The sequence below is a fragment of the Ruegeria marina genome (genome assembly GCF_900101475.1).
Classification (GTDB): Bacteria; Pseudomonadota; Alphaproteobacteria; order Rhodobacterales; family Rhodobacteraceae; genus Ruegeria_B; species Ruegeria_B marina.
On record NZ_FMZV01000011.1, the window covers coordinates 113,027 to 131,632 of the forward strand.

Genomic DNA, 18,606 nt, shown 5'->3' on the forward strand with positions numbered 1-18,606 from the left:
CTAGCTCAGCCTGTCATCGGTGAACCCGAGATCGGCCTGACTGACGGGAAGCGCGACATCGATGTCGATTTGTTGAGGATGACGATGAACTGCGCGGCGCACAGGAGCGCCAGCTCCCTGCACCGTTTTGGATCAGTATTGGGAAGTGACATCGGAGGAAGTGCTTTGGTTGCAGTTGGGCCGTAGAGATTCGTACGGATGACTTGCGTCCTCGTGGCTCCAATCGTGGCAGGGTCAACGCCCCTCCCAGCCTGTCAGGGTGCGATTTCAGTCAGTCTGTCGACGCTGATGCGCGGCGCGCTTCTTTCATCTTGACCCTGCCTGCCTTGGAAGCCGGAAAAGCCGATTCGACAATGCCTTCATTGCGCGGAGAACCTCGATGAAACATGCTTCCCCGTCGTCCGATCGTCCGACTCTAATCAGGCATCTTCTGTAAGTCCTAAGCAACGGAACGCTCGAGCGCTTGGTGTTGCTTGACATCGAAGGCAAGGAAATAGACGAGCACATTCTGCTCAAGTCACATCTGGTCCGAGTACGACCTGTCTGATTCTCGACCAAGCCGCCAGTTCTCTGACAGGTGGCGTGGCGGATTGAAGGCGTGGCCCCTAAACGCACGCCGTCTGCTGTTGACCCTCCAATGGTGGTAGGGTGTAGACACGATTCGATCCTGGCCTGACCGGATGCGAATGGAGTAATGCCATGAATATTGGAGAAGCCTCGAAAGCTACCGGGATCTCGGTGAAGATGCTGAGGTATTATGAAGAAATCGGTCTTGTTCGTGCTGCGCTCCGCAGCCTGTCGGGGTACCGCGTATATTCCGACAAGAACATTGCGATGTTGCGCTTCGTGCGCCGGGCCCGCGATCTCGGGTTCCAGGTCAAGCAAATCGCGTCTCTGCTGGACCTTTGGCAGGACGGTAGTCGCGCAAGCGCCGATGTGAAGTCTCTGGCTCTCGATCATGTCCGCGAACTTGAACAGCGGCGGCGGGAGCTGGACGAGATGATTGCGACGCTCGAGCATCTCGCGCACCATTGCCACGGTGATGACCGGCCCGACTGCCCGATCCTTTCAAGCCTCGGCTCGGAGGAAGACGCCGAACCCAAATCCAAACGCAAGAAGGTGTCGCGGCGGAGCTTCGGCGTCGCGGGTTGAGTTTCGCCGAACCATACTGGCCGATCCCGCATCTCCGCGCGAGCGTCCGCGCTGTTGACGAAGTCATTCAGACTGTGTGCTGGGAGTTTTTCCAACTCCCGGCTTTTCTGTTCCGTTTCTCAGCTGGCCGCCGCGACATCTGCGGTCATGGACGCCTCGGGCGGCGTGAAGAAGATGTAGGCGCGCAGATCGGGGCGCTGCAACCCCGAAGCCAAAACGACTTCCGTTAGGGCATCGATCATCACCGGAGGGCCTGCCCGTCCTGGGGCCAGACCGGTTCGTGCGTCAGATAGGTCATGACCCGATCTCCTTCAGACGGACCTCGATCCGGGGCTTGATGTCCTGGAACGTGCCGTAGGTGAACCAGTCGCCGATCTGGGCGATGGGGGCGACACGCACGCCGAAGCGGCCCTTGGCCTCGTCCATCACGGCCTGATCGGTGAGATCCCGTTCGACGTAGGCGATGCCGAGGCGGGTGAGCCAGGCCTTCAGTGTGCGGCAGTCGGGGCAGGTCGGCGTGGAATAGACGGTGACGGTATCGGTCATGGGAAGTCTCCGGGTCTCGGATGGTACGGGTTGGGAGGGGCGTCCCCGGTCGGGCCGGGGACGCAGGGCGGCTCAGCGGGCCACCTCGGCCATCGGTGCGGCGAAGTGGCGCAGCCGCAGCGCGTTGCCAAGGACGAAGACCGACGAGAGCGCCATGGCGCCGGCGGCGAAGACGGGCGAGAGCAGGATGCCCGACACCGGCCACAGCGCGCCGGCGGCAACCGGGATCAGCGCGGCGTTGTAGGCGAAGGCCCAGAACAGGTTCTGCCGGATGTTCCGCATCGTCGCGCGAGAAAGCGCGATGGCGTTCGGAACTCCCTTCAGGCTGCCGGACATCAGCACCACGTCGGCCGCCTCGATGGCAACATCGGTGCCGGTGCCGATGGCCAGGCCCACGTCGGCCTCGGCCAGCGCGGGGGCGTCGTTGATGCCGTCGCCGACGAAGGCCACCGCGCCGAGCGCCTTGAGCCGCTTGATCGCCGCGACCTTGCCGTCCGGCAGAACCTCGGCCACGACCTCGTCGATCCCGAGACGCCGTGCGATGGCTTCCGCCGTACGGCGGTTGTCGCCGGTGATCATTGCGACCTTCAGCCCGAGGGCGTGCAGCGCGCGGATCGCCTCCGGCGTGGTCGCCTTGATCGGGTCGGCCACGGCAATGATTGCCGCCAGTCTCCCGCCGATGGCGGCGTAGAGCGGCGACTTGCCTTCATCGGCGAGCCGCGCGGCGGCTTCGCCGAAGGCGCCCACGTCATGGCCCAGCTTCGCCATGTAGCGATCCGCGCCGATCTCGATCCGGAGGCCGTCCGCCTCGGCGGCGACACCGAAGCCGGTCACGCTCTCGAAGCTCGACAGCGCAGGCAGGGACAGGCCCTCGGCCGAGGCCGCTTTGACGACGGCGCGGGCGATCGGATGCTCGGATTTGGCCTCGACGGCGGCGATCTGGGACAGCACCTTGGCGCGGTCGAACCCGTCCGCCAGGACGAGGTCGGTCAGCGTCGGCTTGCCCTCGGTCAGCGTGCCGGTCTTGTCGAGCGCCACGACCTTCGCATCCTGAAGTCCCTGCAGCGCGTCGCCCTTGCGGAACAGCACACCCAGTTCGGCGCCGCGGCCGGTGCCGACCATGATCGAGGTCGGCGTGGCGAGGCCCATCGCACAGGGGCAGGCGATGATCAGAACCGCAACCGCGTTCACAAGGCCGAAGGTCAGCGCCGGATCCGGTCCGAAGAAGAACCAGACGCCGAAGGTCAGCGCGGCAAGCGTCATCACCGCCGGCACGAACCACATGGTGATCTTGTCCACCAGTCCCTGGATCGGCAGCTTCGATCCTTGAGCCTCTTCGACCATGCGGATAATTTGGGCGAGCATCGTGTCGCCGCCGACAGCCGTTGCGCGGAAGGCGAAAGCGCCGGTCTGGTTGACTGTGCCGCCGGTGACGGTGGCGCCCGCGGTCTTGGCAACCGGCAGTGGTTCGCCGGTGATCATGGACTCGTCGATCCAGCTGTCGCCCTCGACCACTTCGCCGTCGACCGGAACCCGTTCACCCGGCCGGACTTCGATGATGTCGCCGGGGGCCACATCGGAAACTTCGATCTCGACGACGCTGGCTCCGCGCCGTACGCGTGCGGTCTTGGCCTGAAGCCCCACGAGCCGCTTGATTGCTTCCGAGGTGCGGCCCTTGGCCCGCGCCTCGAGCACGCGGCCCAGCAGGATCAGGGTCACGATGACCGCGGCGGCTTCGTAATAGACATTCACGGTTCCCGCGGGCAGCAAGCCCGGCGCAAAGGTCGCGACCAGCGAATACGCGTATGCCGCCAGTGTTCCCACGGCGACCAGGCTGTTCATGTCGGGCGCGGCGCGCAGCAGCGCCGGGATGCCCTTTCGGTAGAAGCGCATGCCGGGGAAGGCGAGCACCAGCGTGGTCAGCGCGAACTGGATTAGCCAGCTGGCCGTCATGCCGATGGTCGAGGCGATCAGGTGGTGCATTCCGGGGATGACGTGGCTGCCCATCTCGAGCAGGAAGACCGGCAGGGTAAGGCCCGCGGCAATACCGAGGTCGCGCCGCAGGATGCGGTGTTCCTGCTCCTTCTTCGCCTCGGCCTCTGCGTTGGCAGCAGCGCCGCCGTCTACGGCCCGGGCGGTGTAACCGACCTCGGCGACCGCGGCGACCAGGGTGGCGGGATCCGCCGCGCCCTTCACCGTCGCGCGCTCGGTGGCGAGGTTCACGGTCGCCTCGCTGACGCCGGGCACGGCGCGCAGCGCTCGCTCGACGCGTCCGACGCAGGAGGCGCAGGTCATCCCCTCGATGGCGAGTTCGATGGTCGCGGCGGTGACGGTGTAGCCGGCATTCTCGACGGCCCGTATCAGCTCGGCGCGTTCGACGGGCCCTGCAAGGCGGACGTCCGCGCGCTCGGTGGCGAGGTTGACGCTGGCATCGAGAACGCCGGGAACGGCGTTCAGGGCACGCTCGACACGGCCCACGCAGGAGGCACAGGTCATGCCCTCGATCGGAAGGGAGACGGTCTCCCGGGTGAAACTGGCTGGCGCATTCATGGCTGATTCCCTTCGGATGAGCAGTGATGCGCAAGGAAATGGGATCTCCCATGTTGGGAGGGTCAACAGCCTTTTTTCGATTTCTTGTTAAGGCCTGTGATGGTCTCGCGCGCGCGTGTTCTCATACCCACGACGCACCGGAACATGATCATCGACCGCCAGGAAAAATTCCGCAGTTACGCACTTGACCCTCCCAGCATGGGAACACCCAATTGTTCGTTTGCCAATCAAGCAAAGGAGGCAAACATGCAATTCCACATCGAAAACATGACCTGCTTCGGGTGCGCACGGAGCGTAACCAAAGCGATCCAGTCGGTCGACAAGGCCGCGGTGATCAAGGCCGATCCCGAGAACCGCAAGATCGAGGTCGAAACCTCGGCCGCGCGCGCCGAGATCGAGGCCGTTCTCGCCGAGGCGGGCTATCCCGCTGCCCGCGAAGCCGCGTGACGGGGTCGGCGATGTCCCGCCTTTCCATCGCGTTCCTGGGAACGGCATCAGTTGCCGCCGTGGCTCTCGCCTTGATCCAGGTGCAAATGGCTGCGAACGGCCCGGTAGCGGCTGAACCGATCGCCCACTCCGTTCACGAGGTTGCTCCATCTGGCGCGCCTCATGGCGGACACTGACCCCGCTCCTGCAGAGCCGCCCTCGCGAGGGCGGCTCCCGCTGCGCGGTCTCCGGAAGGGGCGGTCAATCTCGCCCAGCACACCCGCGAAAGTGATACCGGCTGAAATGGACTCCCGAGCCACTGGTCACTATGTTCTCGTCATGTTCGCTCGTGCCATTATATTGCTGGCATTGCTCGCTGTCGTCCTCTTAACGACAGTCGCGCCGTCGCATGCCGCCAGCATGAGTGCGGAGGCGAAACATGCGTTTCATGCCGACGTGATGATTCACATGGAGGCTGGCGATGCCCATGATTGCGCAGGTGAGGCTGCGTGCGGCGAGGCAGATGCCGGACTTTGCGTTTTCGTCTGCGCGGGGCTGACAGCTTTCGCTCCGGTTCCGGTCGCGGAGGCCGCCCGGTCTGCGGATCCTTCAAGGCACCAATTCCCTTCCGGGACGAGCGTCGAAAGCCGGTCTCCCGATCTGAACGAACGACCTCCTGCCTCTCGGCTGCGACCCGAACGCTCGATATTGACGGGCGCGCAGCAACGGTCTTCGGTCTCGCCGGGCCCGGCGGCCAGGGGTTGGTACTCGATCCCGGGCAGCGGTTCCGGGTCGACCTGACCAAGAATCAGGATGTCGGTACGATCATCCACTGGCACGGGCAAATCCCGCCCAACGCCCAGGACGGCGTGCCCGACATGCCGATGCCCCTTCTCGCCCCGGGCGAGACCCGGTCTTACGACTTCGAGGCCCAGCCGGGAACGCACTGGATGCACAGCCACGTGCCGATCCAGGAGATGCAGTTGCTCGCCGCGCCGCTCATCGTGCGCTCGGCCGAAGACGTCGCAGCCGACAGGCAGGAGGTCGTGATGTTCCTGCACGACTTCTCGTTCAAGTCGCCCGAAGAGGTCTTGGCCGAGATCGCGGGCGGTCACGGAGGCGGCCGTCACGGCGGGCACGGCGGACATGGCGACGTCCAACCCATGCAGGGGATGCCGATGGACGGCGCGGGTGCCATGCCGGGAATGGATCACAGTGCCATGGGCCATGGAGCCATGGGCGGCATGCCGATGGGCAGCATGATGGGCATGGGCGACATGGCCATGGACCTGAACGACTACGACTGGGACGCCTATCTCGCCAACGACCGCACGCTCGCTGACCCCGAAGTGGTCCGGGTCGAACGCGGCGGCCGTATCCGGCTCCGCGTCATCAACGCGGCGGCGGCCACGGGGTTCTGGATCGACACCGGTTCGGCCACGGCGCGCCTCGTCGCGGTGGACGGCCATCCGGTACGGCCGCTTGCAGGCAACCGCTTCGGGCTGGCGATGGGACAGCGGCTCGATCTCGAGATCGACCTGCCGAGCGAAGGCGGCGCCTGGCCGATACTCGCGCTTCGCGAGGGCGCACCCGAACGCACGGGGCTGATCCTCGCGACGCCGGGAGCGGAGGTCCGTCGCCTCGACGTCCTCGCGGAGGCCGAAGCCCCGGCCTTCGACACCGAACTTGCGCAGGAGGCGCGCCTGATCGCCAGCGACGCCCTGCCGGACCGGCAAGTGGACCGCAGCCATATGCTGATACTGGGCGGCTCGATGCAGCCCTATGTCTGGACGATCAACGGCGCCGTCTGGGGCCGGCACCAGCCGATCATCGCGCGGAGCGGCGAGAGGGTCGTGCTGTCGTTCCACAACATGTCGATGATGGGCCACCCGATGCATCTGCACGGCCATGTGTTCCAGGTGGTGGGCATCAACGGGCGGCGGTTCGCTGGTGCTCTGCGCGACACCGTCTATGTGCCGCCGATGTCGATGGTCGATGTCGCCCTGGACGCCGGCGAGGCCGCGCGCTGGATGCTGCATTGCCATCACATGCCGCACCTTGCGACCGGCATGATGACCGAGTTCGCGGTCACGGCGTCGGTGTGGTCCGGACGGGGCGGTCCGGACAGGGCGCCCCGCCGTCCAGACCCCAATCCTATGCTATACTGCTCGTGCAGTAGTGATGTCTGAATATCAGGCGCAGCATACGGGTGAAAACCGGGAGGACGAAAAGATGAATTGGAACGACATGGGCTCCGGAATGGGGTTCGGAATGGGGTTCGGCTGGCTCTTCGGCCTGCTGATCCTCGTTCTGGTGGTTTTGGCCATAGCAGCGCTGGTCAAATATCTTCGGAAATAGACGAGAGGAATTCTCATTGGATTACACAATCAATCGCATGATCCCCGACACCGGGATCGACGACGTCGACGCGCGCGTGAGAAAGGCCCTCGGCGACCACGGCTTCGGCGTCCTGACCGAGATCGACGTCAAGGCGACGATGAAGAAGAAGCTCGATGTCGAGATGCCCGCCTATCGCATCCTCGGCGCCTGCAACCCGAAGATGGCGCATCAGGCCATCGGGATCGAACCGCGCGTGGGGGCGATGCTGCCCTGCAACGTCATCCTGCGCGAAGTGGGGGGCGGCGTGGAGGTCAGCGCGATCGAACCCGTGGCGTCGATGCAGGCGATTGAGAACGCCGAACTGACGGCCGTGGCGGGCGAGGTGCGCGACCTTCTGGCGAAGGCCGTCGCGGCGGTCTGAGATGAGCCTGCGTGCCACCATTCTCGCGGGCATTGCGATCCTCGGCATCGGACTGCTCGCTGTCTGGCAGTTCGCGCCTTCGGTATTTGCCGAGGCGCGCAGCCTTCTGGAGCCCGAGCATCTGGAAATGCTGATGGTGCGCGCGGGTCTCTGGGGGCCGGTCGTGATCGTCACGCTCATGACCCTCGCGGTCGTTGCCAGCCCGATCCCGAGCGCGCCGATCGCGCTGGCGGCGGGAGCAGCCTATGGGCATGTCTGGGGGACCGTGCAGATCGTGATCGGCGCCGGACTCGGGGCTCTGATCGCCTTCGGCATCGCACGGGTTCTGGGGCATGATGCCTTGCGGCGGGTTTTCGGGGACCGCGTCGATGCCGGGCTTCTCGGGTCGCAAGCCGCGTTGACCGCGACGGTTTTCGCCAGCCGCCTTATGCCCTTCGTGTCCTTCGACATGATCAGCTACGCTGCGGGGCTCAGCCGCCGGCACACTTGGCGGTTCGCAATGGCAACGCTCGCCCATTTCGGCGGTGAGGCGATTAGCGGAGACCTCGGGCGCGCGACATGGGCGGTGCTCGGACTTGGGCTCGTGACGGGGTTGCCGTTGCTGTGGGTGGCGCTGCGGCAAAAGCCTGATAAGGAAAATCCATGACGAAAAGCGATTACGAGAAGAACAGCATCACCCTCCCAGGTGCTGTGGCCATGGGAACCGGCGTGATGATCGGCGCGGGCATCTTCGCCTTGACCGGCCAGATCGCCGAGCTTGCCGGGCCGCTCTTCCCGCTCTCGTTCATCGTGGGCGCCATCGTGACCGCGTTCAGCGCCTACGCCTACATCAAGATGTCGAACGCGTATCCGTCAGCGGGCGGCATCGGGATGATCCTGAAGAAGGCCTACGGCCCGACGACGGTCGCGGCGGGCGCCGCCCTCCTGATGGCGCTGTCGATGGTGATCAACGAAAGCCTCGTCGCGCGCACCTTCGGCACCTACACGCTGCGGGCGTTCGGCGGCGATCCGGACAGCATCCTCGTGCCTATTCTCGGTGTCGGGCTGATCGTCTTCGCCTATCTCGTGAACGCATCGGGCACCCGGTCGGTCGGGCTGTTCTCCATCATCATGGCCGTGCTCAAGGTGGGCGGCATCGCGCTGTTCGGCGCGGCCGGTCTTTGGGCGAGCGGCGTTTCGTTCGAGGCGACGGATGATGATTTTGCAGCGACAGGGTTCGTGGCGTCGGTTGCGCTGTCGATCCTGGCGTTCAAGGGCTTCACAACCATCACCAACAGCGGCGCAGAGATCACCGACCCGCACCGCAACGTGGGCCGGGCCATCATCCGGGCCATCGCCATCTGCGTCTTCGTCTATCTGCTGGTGGCCTTTGCGGTCGGCTCCAGCCTGCCGCTCGACCGTATCGTCGCGGCGAAGGACTACGCGCTGGCCGAAGCCGCCGAGCCCGCGCTAGGCCAAACAGGCTTCTACCTGACGGTGGCGCTGGCACTGGTAGCCACCGCGTCGGGTCTGATCGCCAGCGTGTTCGCGGTCTCGCGGATGCTGGCAATGCTGACCGACATGAAAATGATCCCGCACAGCCATTTCGGGATGCCGGGCACGATCAAGGACCACACGCTCGTCTACACCGTCGTGATCGCGGGCTTCCTGACGGTCTTCTTCGATCTCAGCCGCATCGCCTCGCTCGGGGCCTTCTTCTATATGGTGATGGACATGATCATCCACTTCGGCGTGTTCCGGCATCTGCGCGATGAGATCGGCGCGAAGGGATGGGTGTTGCTGACGGCCATCGCCCTGGACGCCGTGGTACTGGCCGCCTTCGCCGCGATGAAGTGGCAGTCCGACCCCCTCATTGTCGTCCTTGGCGCGATCGGCATGGCGCTGGTGTTCCTGTTCGTCGGGATCTTCCTTTCACGCAATCCCGCCCCGGAAGACGCTCACGACCATCACTAAAAAGGAGCTTCAGCTTCCAACGGCTGGAGGCCGCAAGCTGAAACAAGAGATCGAAAGGCTGGCAGACCATGGAGCATGATCACCATTACGCGACGCCCGACATTCCGGCGGGGACAGAGACGGCGAAAGACCCGGTCTGCGGGATGACGGTCGCGATCAAACCCGATGGGCGTCACGCTGAGTTCCATGGCGAGACCTTCCATTTCTGCTCGGAGAAGTGCCAGACGAAGTTCAAGGCGGATCCGTGGTTCTACGCCTCCGGCCGCGCGTCCGGGCAGAAGAAGGCTGCACCGGCCAATGTCCAGTACACCTGTCCGATGCATCCCGAAATCGTCCGCGATGCGCCGGGGTCCTGCCCGATCTGCGGCATGGCGCTGGAACCGATGGTGCCGACGGACGAGCCCAGCGAGGAGTTGACCGACTTCACGCGGCGCATGTGGATTTCCGCTGCGGCGGCGGTGCCGCTTGTCATCCTGACAATGGGCGAACTGGTCGCCTTGCCGGTGCGCGACTGGATCGGGCACCAGACGGCGAGCTATCTCGAATTCATGCTGGCGACGCCGATCATCCTCTGGGCGGCCTTGCCGTTCTTCCGGCGCGGCTGGGACTCGATCATGAACCGCAGCCCCAACATGTGGACGCTGATCAGCCTCGGCGTGGCGGCGGCGTACCTGTATTCGATCTTCGCGACCTTCCTACCGGGGGTTTTCCCCGAACAGTACCGGATGGGACACGGCGTCGGCACTTACTTTGAGGCGGCCGTGGTCATCGTCACTTTGGTCTTCGTGGGCCAGGTGCTGGAACTGCGCGCACGAGAGCGCACAGGCGACGCGATCCGTGCGCTTCTAGACCTTGCACCCAAGACCGCCCGTCGCATCCTGCCGGACGGCACCGAATATGATGCCCCGCTGGAGAACATCATGGAGGGCGACCGGCTGCGCGTGCGCCCCGGCGACGCGGTCCCGGTCGACGGGACGGTGATCGAGGGCCGGTCTTCGCTGGACGAGAGCATGTTGACTGGTGAGTCGATGCCAGTGGAAAAAGGTCCGGGCGATGATGTGACCGGGGCCACGATCAACAAGAACGGCAGCCTGGTAATCGAGGCGGGCAAGGTTGGCGCGGATACGGTGCTCGCACAGATCGTGGCCATGGTGTCGAACGCGCGACGGTCCCGCGCTCCCATACAGGGGTTGGCGGATCGGGTGTCGGCGGTCTTCGTGCCAACCGTGGTCGCCATTGCCATCATAGCCTTCATCGTCTGGATGATTTTCGGCCCAGAACCCGCGCTGGTCTTCGCCATAGCATCCGCCGTCTCGGTCCTCATCATTGCCTGCCCTTGCGCGCTTGGCCTTGCGACGCCGATTTCCATCACAACGGCCGCAGGGCGCGGGGCGCAGGCGGGCGTGCTGATCAAGGACGCCGAGGCGCTGGAGCGCATGGCGGGCGTCGATACGCTGATCGTCGACAAGACCGGCACCCTGACCATGGGCAAGCCGAAGCTTACGGATACGGTCGCGCTTGGGAATTTGAGCGAGACGGAGCTGCTGTCGCTGGCTGCGGCGCTCGAGCGCGGCTCGGAACACCCGCTGGCCGAGGCGATCGTCGACGGCGCCGAAGCACAGGGCTCCCCGCGTCAGGAGGCCGCCGACTTCGAAGCCGTCACTGGCAAGGGCGTGCAGGGCCGGGTCGGCGACCGCGCGGTGGCGCTGGGCAACGCGGCGATGATGCGGGAGATGGACCTGGACACGGGCGCCGCCGAGGCGCAGGCCGACACCCTGCGCGCCGAAGGTAAGACGGCCATGTTCATCGCGGTTGATGGCGCGCTGGCCGGGATCGTGGCGGTCGCCGACCCGATCAAGGACAGCACCGCACAGGCGATCCAAGAACTGCATGCCCAGGGTCTGCGAGTCATAATGGCCACGGGCGACAACGAGCGCACCGCGCAGGCGGTGGCGGGAAAACTCGGCATCGACGAGGTGCGCTCGGGCATCCTGCCCGAGGCGAAGAAGGACCTGATCGACCAATTGCGCCGCGATGGCCACAAGATCGCGATGGCGGGCGACGGAGTGAACGACGCCCCGGCGCTGGCCGCAGCTGATGTGGGCATCGCCATGGGCACGGGCGCGGATGTGGCGATGGAAAGCGCCGGCATCACCCTGCTGGGCGGCGACCTGATGGGCATCGTGCGGGCACGCAAGCTCGCCCGCGCCACCCTGCGCAACATCAAGCAGAACCTGTTCTTCGCCTTCGCCTATAACGCTCTTGGCGTCCCCATCGCAGCCGGGTTGCTCTACCCTGTCACCGGACTTCTCCTCTCGCCGATGATCGCGGCGGCGGCCATGAGCCTGTCCTCGGTCTCGGTGATCACCAACGCGCTGCGGCTGAGGCGGGTCGATCTCTGACCCGTCAGCACACCACACCAATCGGAAAGGAAAACCATATGACCCATGAAACGATTTCTCGCCGCGCGATCATGGTCGGAGCGACTGCGCTCGTGGCCACCTCGCCCCTTCGGACGTTGACGCAAGGCGTGGGTCCGTCGATCCACGTGATGAAGGACCCGAACTGTGGCTGCTGCTCGGCCTGGATCGATATCCTCGCGAATGACGGTTTCGCAGTCACGACCGAGGCGAGCGCCGGAACGCTTCTGATGCGCTACAAGCTGGACAACGGCATCCCGCAGGAGATGGTCTCCTGCCATACGGGTCGCGTGGAAGGCTATATGATCGAGGGTCACGTCCCTGCTGCCGACATTCACCGTCTGCTGGTGGAACGTCCCGACGGTCGGCCTCGCAGTGCCCGGCATGCCCTACGGCTCGCCCGGAATGGGGCCGGAAAGCGAGCGCGAGGCCTATGACGTGTTCCTGATCCAGCGTGACGGATCGATTGAAATTTTCGCCAGCTACGCTGCCGCATGACCTTGAAGCTGCGACTCCGCTTCTGATCAGGGACGAGAACACAGGCGCACCTGATCCCGCATCACAGCGTAGTCCGCCAGCATCTCCGCGACCACCGAGGCCTCCGGCAGGGCAGCCAAGTCCTCAGCCGCCCGCGCCTGTTGCTCCCGGCTGTACTCGACAACCGGCGGACAAGCCCCGAACCCACCTGGCTCAAAACCACCCGTCGCGCAACTGCTAAGCAAGCTCATCACGAGAACGAGGGCGACGCGCCGCCGCCTCGAGCCAGGTTCTGCCGCTCCACCAGGTTCCGGACATTCGACACATGCCATCGCCCGCCCCGTCGTGTGCGGATACCGCGGGCGTTCAACTCGGCAGCCATGGCGCGCAACGTGACATGGCCTTGACTGCGGATATCGTCAATCACCGGCGCAAGTTCCTGCGCAAAGGCGCTCGCGTTCTCCTGCACCGCTGCCCGCAGGGGTGATCCGCCCTTCCCCGCCCGCCTGAGCGCAGCCGCCCCCTTCGGGTTGCCCAGCCTGACGCCGCGTGCCTTGGCCGCCGCCAGCGCCTCCTTCGTGCGCCGCGAGATCGCCTCGCGCTCCTGCTCCGCGACCAGCGCCATGATGCCGACCGTGAGGTTGTTCGCCTCGGGCATGTCACAGGCGAGGAACTTCACGCCCGAGTCCCGCAGCGTTAGAAGGAATGCGGCGTTGCGGGACAGCCGGTCCAGCTTGGCAATCACCAGCGTGGCACCGGTCAGGCGCGTCAGTGCCAAGGCTTCCGTCAGTTTCGGGCGATCCGTCTTGCGGCCGCTCTCGATCTCCGTGAAGCGAGCCAGGACAGTACCACCTCGACTTTCGGCGAAATCGTCGATGGCCTTGCGTTGTGCTTCGAGCCCGAGCCCGGAGCGTCCCTGTTTCTCTGTGGAAACCCGCTCGTAGGCGATCAATTTGAGAGGTGGGTCAGCATTGTTGACCATGTACACATCTGCCAAACGTTGGTTGCGCAGATGTGTACAGCGTTCTGGCGCAGGAGTGTAGCGCCCATGGCGTTGATTTCACATGAGTTTCTGTCTGACCTGCTCGGTGTCCCCATCATCCTCGACAATGTTGCCGTCCTGGTCGCGGAACTTGTTGTCGTCCCCCTGAAACAGCACCCGAAACACCGTCACCGGGCCCGCATCCGGAACCGCGTTTGCCGGTAATCGCGCCCGCGCCGCCGGGGTCAGACCCAGTTCGGCCATGTATCGGCCCATGAGTTCCATCTGCTTGTTGGCGATCGAAAGCCAGGGCGACTGCTGCGCATAGCCCGAGGGGGTGCGGATCAGCATCGGCGTTTCCCTGAGCTTCTCCTCCGCCTCCACCCAGCGGGCCCAGGCCTGGCAATAGGCGGCAAGCGCCGCGCGGTCGGTGATCGAGAGCACACCCATGTCGTAAAGCGGTTTTGCCAGCCGGCGCCACTCCTTGGCCGCAACGGGTGTCAGATGCGCCGGGCAGCGTGGCAGGGCATCGGGCGGCCTTGGCGCGTCGCGCTTGCCGGGATATGGCTTGCGTCCTCTCACTGCCGCCCGACCAGTGGCTTTGCCGCATCGAGGCGCTCGGCCGTCTTGTCCAGCATCGCCCGCAGCTTTTCGGCGGGCGAGATGATCTCCCGGACCACCGAGGTCACCGGACCGCCATCCGGCCCTGTGTGCTCGATACGGTTGGCTTCGCGCCAGCCGGCCTGTGTCTTGAGATAGAAGATCGCCGAAGTGGTGCAGCCGGACCGGGCCTTCTGCAGCAGCCCGTTGGCCACATGCGCGATCGCCTTTGCCTTTCCCCTTTTATACCGCTCATCAACCTCCGGATCGCGCGCACAGATCGCCTGGAAGGTGTTGCGGCAGATCCCGAAATAGTCAGCGATCTGATCCTGGCTCAGCAGCGCCGCCAGCGTCTCGACCTCGCGCACCTGGTCGGGCGACAGCATGATCGTCGGGCGCGCCATCAGCCGGTCCTCGCGAACTGGCGCCGCAGGACATGACCGTGCATCACCGCGACCGGGGAGATCCCGACGCCGAGCGTGACCTGCTGCCAGGGCATGGCTTGCAGACCCAGCGCCGGCTGCGCCTCGATGGCGACAGCCCAGCCGACCAATGCGTTCGCCAGGACCCCGAACGCGGACAGGACGCGATTCTGGCTCATGCCGCTGCCCCCGTATCGCCCGCGCGTGCGGCGGCTGTCTCGGCGAAGCTTCGGCCATCCGCCTCGAGGGTCGCCGTCTTGCCGGTGAAGGCCTCCCAGCGGCGCACGGCCACATCGACATAGGCCGCGTCGAGTTCCAGCGCACAGACATGGCGCCCGCAGCTCTCGCCGGCAATGATCGTGGTCCCCGACCCGGAAAAGGGCTCGTACACCGCCTGGCCGGGACTTGCGTTGTTCAGCATCGGCCGGCGCATGCACTCCACCGGCTTTTGCGTACCATGCACCGTGGTGGCATCCTGATCGCGGTTCGGGATCGACCACAGGGTGGATTGCCGACGGTCACCCGACCAGTGGCCCTTGCCCCGCACCGCATACCAGCAGGGTTCGTGCTGCCAGTGATAGTGTCCCCGCGAGAGCACGTGCCGGTCCTTGGCCCATATGACCTGCGAGCGGATATCGAACCCGGTCGCCAAGAGGCTCTCGGCCACGGTGGCGGCATGCAGCGCGCCGTGCCAGACATAGGCGACGTCGCCGGGGAACAAGGCCCAGGCCTCGCGCCAGTCGGCCCGATGGTCGTTCAGAACCTTGCCGGTGCGTTTGGTCTGCGCCGCGCCTGCCCGGTTGCGCCAGTCGGGGTCGTAGTCGACACCATAGGGGGGATCGGTGACCATCAGGTGCGGGCGCACGCCGTTCAGAAGGCGTGTCACCGCCGCTGCATCCGTCGCATCGCCACAGAGCAGCCGATGCGACCCGAGAACCCAGAGATCGCCCGGGCGCGAGACCGGCACCTGGGGCACCTCGGGGGTCGCTTCCTCGCGCGCATCCGCTTGTCCATGTCCAAGCAGATCGTCCAGTTCGGCCCCCTCGAAGCCCAGGGCCTCGAGGTCGATCCCAAGATCGGCCAGATCGCCAAGTTCCAGCGCCAGCAAATCCCGGTCCCAGCCTGCTTGTTCCGCCAACCGGTTGTCGGCGAGGATATAGGCGCGTTTCTGCGCCTCCGTCAGATGTGCCAACTCGATCACCGGGACCGAGGCGAGCCCCAACTGGCGCGCCGCCAGTACCCGGCCATGACCCGCGATGATGCCGTTGCCCCCATCCACCAGGACCGGGTTGTTGAAGCCGAACTCCCGGATCGACCCCGCGATCAGCGCCACCTGCGCCTCCGAATGCGTCCGGGCGTTGTTTGCGTAGGGGATCAGGGCTTCGATCGGACTTTGCCGGATCGCCGCCGCCCCGGGAAGTCCGCCCGATGTCTGCTCTTTCAGTGCCGCTGCTTGCCCCATCACCACCCCGTCCGGAATAACCTTGATCCGTCTGACTGCCTTGTTCGCAGTATATCACAGCTGATAAGTCACTGTAATAATGACAATTTCCTCATTTTGCCGACATGAGCCGACACGATGTCCCGAAACTCCTGGCTCTACTTGGCGCGCAAGCCTTCGGGGTTGACGCGCCAGTCCTGACATTTTCCGGCCATCAGCGGCCGCAGTGACAAAAATGACAGTTTCCCCATTATCCCCGTGTAGGGAGTTCTGAAAAAGCCTATACGGTGGATAGTCTGTACTTTGTCATTTTTGTCATTCCTACCTTAAACGGAGCCCGCGCAGGCCCCGATGACTGTTGTTGCGCGCATCCTGGAAGCCGCGTTGCTTCAACTCCTTGATCAGAGTGCGTTGTGTCCAGGCAGCGAGCCCCTGCCGCTCGGACCAAAAGTTGAATCGGGTGATCAGATCCTCTGAGGCCACGAAGCCTTGTGGATCAATGCGGGTCTCGTCCTGCAGAAACTGCCCCACCGTATCCTCCTCGTCGAAATAGGCGGCCGAGGCTGCGGCGATGGAGGGTGGAACCGCCATCCGGCAGTCAAGCGGACAATCTGCAGGTATCGGAGAATTTCCGCTACACAACTCAGCCGACCAGAGCGGTCATGCAACCACCTTGAAACGGAGAACCGCATGACCAATCACGATCCCATCCCCGCGCGCCTGGCCGCGCTGAAAACGGCAAAAACATCCGAGTTGAAGGCGCAATGGCGCGAGTTGTTCGACTGCGAGCCACCGCCGTTCAACCGCCGCTACCTCGAAAGTCGCCTGGCCTATCGCAGCCAGGAACTGGCCTATGGCGGGTTGAAGCCTGAGACCGTTCGGCGGTTGGAAAAGCTGGGCGAGGACCTCGACGGCGGCGATCGCAAGAAGAGCAGGATGCGCGCGGACTTGATGCCGATCACAGGCACTCGCCTGATCCGCGAGTGGCAGGGCATCGAGTATGTGGTCACGGTCACAGTGGATGGCTTCGACTGGCAGGGGCGGCCCTACAAGTCGCTCTCCGCCATCGCCCGCGCCATCACCGGCACCCGCTGGAACGGCTGGGTGTTCTTCGGGCTCAAGAACCACAGGGGGCGGACATGACGAAGCCGCCGGATAAATCGAAGGTCGTCCGCAAACTGCGGTGTGCCGTATACACCCGTAAATCGTCTGAGGAAGGGCTGGAGCAGGAGTTCAATTCGCTCCACGCCCAGCGGGAGGCCTGCGAGGCATACATCGCCAGCCAGAAATCCGAGGGCTGGGTGCTGGTCCGCGATCAGTATGACGACGGCGGCATCTCGGGCGGCACGCTGGAACGGCCCGGATTGAAGCGACTGCTGGAAGACATTGAGGACGGGCTGGTGGATGTTGTGGTGGTCTACAAGATCGACCGCCTCAGCCGCTCGCTCGCCGACTTCGCCAAGCTGGTCGAGGTGTTCGACCGCAACGGCGTGACGTTCGTCTCGGTCACGCAGTCGTTCAACACCACCACCTCCATGGGGCGGCTGACGCTGAACATCCTGCTCTCCTTCGCCCAGTTCGAGCGCGAGGTCACGGCCGAACGCATCCGCGACAAGGTCGCCGCCAGCCGCAAGAAGGGAATGTGGATGGGCGGGGTGCCGCCCTACGGCTACCGCGTCGAGAACCGGAAACTGGTGGTCGACGACGAGCACGCGGCGCATGTTCGCTGGATATTCGCCCGCTTCCTCGAGATCGGCTCGGGGACGGAGCTGGCGCGGGAGGTCAGCACGCGGGGACTTCGGACGCCCCGCGGCAACCGGATCGACAAGAAGTACCTCTACCGCTTGCTGAACAACCGCGCCTATATCGGCGAGGCGGTGCACAAGGGCGAGAGCTATCCCGGCGAGCACGACGCGATCATCGACCGCGAGACGTGGGACCGCGTCCACGCCATCCTGCAGGAAAGCCCGCGCAAGCGCGCCGCACGAACCCGCGCCGAGACGCCGGCGCTGCTCAAGGGGCTGCTGTTCGGTCCCGATGGCGCAGCGTTCTCGCCGACGCACACCCGCAAGCGCGACAGCCTGTACCGCTACTATGTCAGTCAGACCGTGCTAAAGCATGGTGCCGGGTCATGCCCCGTGGGCCGCGTACCTGCAGGGGAGATCGAGGAGGCTGTCATCGACCAGCTTCGTGCCGTGTTCCGCCAGCCAGAGATTGTTGCGGGAACCTGGAAGGCGGCGCGGGCTCACGCCGACGACATCTCCGAGGCGGACGCCCGTGTGGCCCTGCAGCAGCTCGATCCGCTGTGGGATGAGCTCTTCCCTGCAGAGCAGGCGCGCATCGTGGCGCTGATTGTCGAGCGCGTGGACATCGGCACGGACGGGCTGAACGTCCGACTCCGAGTGGACGGTCTCAGCGGCCTTGCCCGCGAAATGCGTGTGGGCGACATCGGGGCCGCAGCATGACCCGCGGCGCACCGATCCCCGAGACGGTGACGCTCCATGTCCCGTTCCGTATCGTGAAGCGCGGCGGGCGGAAGGAGATGCAGATGCCCGAAGGCGCCACACAGTCGCGCCGAACCGACAACACGCTGGTCAAGGCGCTGGCCCGCGCCTTCCGCTGGAAGCGCATGCTGGAGTCGGGCGAGTACGCCACCATCGCCGAACTGGCCGAGCGTGAGGGAATCGCACCCTCCTACATGACCCGCGTCCTGCGCCTGACGCTGCTCGCGCCCGACATTGTCGAGGCGTGTCTGGACGGGAAACAGGGACCGGAGGTTACCCTCACGCAGCTGCTTGAGCCGTTTCCGGTCGAGTGGGAGAAGCAGGTCCAAGAGATGTCGTGACCGTCGTGAATGGCCCAAACCGGCTACTCGA

Annotated in this window: 19 protein-coding genes and 2 pseudogenes; 12 read left to right on the forward strand and 9 right to left on the reverse strand. The window is 65.0% G+C overall.

Annotation, left to right across the window (positions count from 1 at the left end; translation table 11 throughout):
* Nucleotides 1-699 precede the first annotated feature (699 nt).
* Nucleotides 700-1,152 carry a Cu(I)-responsive transcriptional regulator gene (gene cueR / locus BLT75_RS15470; protein ID WP_093033605.1) on the forward strand — a complete coding sequence of 151 codons (453 nt, stop codon included), beginning with the start codon at nt 700-702 and terminating at the stop codon, nt 1,150-1,152.
* A gap of 119 nt (nt 1,153-1,271) precedes the next feature.
* Here cueR and BLT75_RS25095 read toward each other — a convergent pair whose 3' ends face one another.
* From BLT75_RS25095 to BLT75_RS15480, 3 genes are all read right to left on the reverse strand, one after another.
* Nucleotides 1,272-1,394, reverse strand: a complete 123-nt coding sequence (locus BLT75_RS25095) for a hypothetical protein (RefSeq protein ID WP_281243169.1) — start codon at nt 1,392-1,394, stop codon at nt 1,272-1,274.
* A 52-nt stretch (nt 1,395-1,446) separates the two neighbouring features.
* Nucleotides 1,447-1,698, reverse strand: coding sequence for a glutaredoxin family protein (locus BLT75_RS15475; protein WP_093033608.1), 252 nt, complete (start codon nt 1,696-1,698; stop codon nt 1,447-1,449).
* Nucleotides 1,699-1,770: 72 nt separating this feature from the next.
* Nucleotides 1,771-4,248 carry a heavy metal translocating P-type ATPase gene (locus BLT75_RS15480; RefSeq protein WP_093033610.1) on the reverse strand — a complete coding sequence of 826 codons (2,478 nt, stop codon included), beginning with the start codon at nt 4,246-4,248 and terminating at the stop codon, nt 1,771-1,773.
* Between the two features lie 246 nt (nt 4,249-4,494).
* Here BLT75_RS15480 and BLT75_RS15485 point away from each other — a divergent pair, with 246 nt between their 5' ends.
* The 8 genes and pseudogenes from BLT75_RS15485 (at nt 4,495) to BLT75_RS15515 (ending at nt 12,306) form a co-directional block, all read left to right on the forward strand.
* A complete protein-coding gene (locus tag BLT75_RS15485; RefSeq protein WP_093033757.1) occupies nt 4,495-4,695 on the forward strand; it encodes a heavy-metal-associated domain-containing protein in 201 nt (66 codons plus the stop codon).
* Between the two features lie 599 nt (nt 4,696-5,294).
* Nucleotides 5,295-6,770, forward strand: a pseudogene (locus BLT75_RS15490) (multicopper oxidase family protein); the annotation flags it as partial.
* A gap of 136 nt (nt 6,771-6,906) precedes the next feature.
* Nucleotides 6,907-7,032, forward strand: a complete 126-nt coding sequence (locus BLT75_RS25100; protein WP_281243170.1) for a hypothetical protein — start codon at nt 6,907-6,909, stop codon at nt 7,030-7,032.
* A gap of 16 nt (nt 7,033-7,048) precedes the next feature.
* Nucleotides 7,049-7,435, forward strand: coding sequence for a DUF302 domain-containing protein (locus BLT75_RS15495; protein WP_093033613.1), 387 nt, complete (start codon nt 7,049-7,051; stop codon nt 7,433-7,435).
* Nucleotide 7,436: 1 nt separating this feature from the next.
* Nucleotides 7,437-8,081 (forward strand): TVP38/TMEM64 family protein, encoded by a 645-nt coding sequence (locus tag BLT75_RS15500; protein WP_093033617.1) that lies wholly within the window; start codon nt 7,437-7,439, stop codon nt 8,079-8,081.
* The gene (locus tag BLT75_RS15505) at nt 8,078-9,388 is read left to right on the forward strand and encodes an APC family permease (RefSeq protein ID WP_093033620.1); all 1,311 of its coding nucleotides are present in this window, start codon (nt 8,078-8,080) and stop codon (nt 9,386-9,388) included. Before BLT75_RS15500 ends, BLT75_RS15505 begins: the two co-directional genes overlap by 4 nt.
* A gap of 68 nt (nt 9,389-9,456) precedes the next feature.
* Nucleotides 9,457-11,790 carry a heavy metal translocating P-type ATPase gene (locus tag BLT75_RS15510; protein ID WP_093033623.1) on the forward strand — a complete coding sequence of 778 codons (2,334 nt, stop codon included), beginning with the start codon at nt 9,457-9,459 and terminating at the stop codon, nt 11,788-11,790.
* Nucleotides 11,791-11,828: 38 nt separating this feature from the next.
* Nucleotides 11,829-12,306: pseudogene (locus BLT75_RS15515) on the forward strand (DUF411 domain-containing protein).
* Nucleotides 12,307-12,535: 229 nt separating this feature from the next.
* On the opposite strand, the gene BLT75_RS15525 reads toward BLT75_RS15515, so the two are convergent.
* From BLT75_RS15525 to BLT75_RS15550, 6 genes are all read right to left on the reverse strand, one after another.
* Nucleotides 12,536-13,267, reverse strand: coding sequence for a recombinase family protein (locus tag BLT75_RS15525; RefSeq protein WP_093033629.1), 732 nt, complete (start codon nt 13,265-13,267; stop codon nt 12,536-12,538).
* A gap of 78 nt (nt 13,268-13,345) precedes the next feature.
* Nucleotides 13,346-13,849: a phage terminase small subunit P27 family gene (locus BLT75_RS15530; protein WP_093033632.1), complete on the reverse strand. Its 504-nt coding sequence runs from the start codon at nt 13,847-13,849 to the stop codon at nt 13,346-13,348.
* The gene (locus BLT75_RS15535; protein WP_093033635.1) at nt 13,846-14,271 is read right to left on the reverse strand and encodes a hypothetical protein; all 426 of its coding nucleotides are present in this window, start codon (nt 14,269-14,271) and stop codon (nt 13,846-13,848) included. The genes BLT75_RS15530 and BLT75_RS15535 overlap by 4 nt, the downstream gene beginning before the upstream one ends.
* Nucleotides 14,271-14,468, reverse strand: coding sequence for a DUF7220 family protein (locus BLT75_RS15540; RefSeq protein ID WP_093033638.1), 198 nt, complete (start codon nt 14,466-14,468; stop codon nt 14,271-14,273). Before BLT75_RS15540 ends, BLT75_RS15535 begins: the two co-directional genes overlap by 1 nt.
* Entirely contained in the window at nt 14,465-15,751 is a 1,287-nt protein-coding gene (locus BLT75_RS15545) for a site-specific DNA-methyltransferase (RefSeq protein WP_093033641.1), read from the reverse strand. Before BLT75_RS15545 ends, BLT75_RS15540 begins: the two co-directional genes overlap by 4 nt.
* A 300-nt stretch (nt 15,752-16,051) precedes the next feature.
* Nucleotides 16,052-16,321 carry a hypothetical protein gene (locus BLT75_RS15550; protein WP_093033644.1) on the reverse strand — a complete coding sequence of 90 codons (270 nt, stop codon included), beginning with the start codon at nt 16,319-16,321 and terminating at the stop codon, nt 16,052-16,054.
* 99 nt (nt 16,322-16,420) lie between these two features.
* Here BLT75_RS15550 and BLT75_RS15555 point away from each other — a divergent pair, with 99 nt between their 5' ends.
* Genes BLT75_RS15555 through BLT75_RS15565 form a run of 3 tightly spaced genes read left to right on the forward strand, consistent with a single transcriptional unit; the run spans nt 16,421 to nt 18,575 of the window.
* Nucleotides 16,421-16,873, forward strand: coding sequence for a DUF2924 domain-containing protein (locus tag BLT75_RS15555; protein WP_093033647.1), 453 nt, complete (start codon nt 16,421-16,423; stop codon nt 16,871-16,873).
* Nucleotides 16,870-18,195: a recombinase family protein gene (locus tag BLT75_RS15560; RefSeq protein WP_093033650.1), complete on the forward strand. Its 1,326-nt coding sequence runs from the start codon at nt 16,870-16,872 to the stop codon at nt 18,193-18,195. The genes BLT75_RS15555 and BLT75_RS15560 overlap by 4 nt, the downstream gene beginning before the upstream one ends.
* Nucleotides 18,192-18,575: a hypothetical protein gene (locus BLT75_RS15565; protein WP_093033652.1), complete on the forward strand. Its 384-nt coding sequence runs from the start codon at nt 18,192-18,194 to the stop codon at nt 18,573-18,575. Before BLT75_RS15560 ends, BLT75_RS15565 begins: the two co-directional genes overlap by 4 nt.
* Nucleotides 18,576-18,606: the final 31 nt, after the last annotated feature.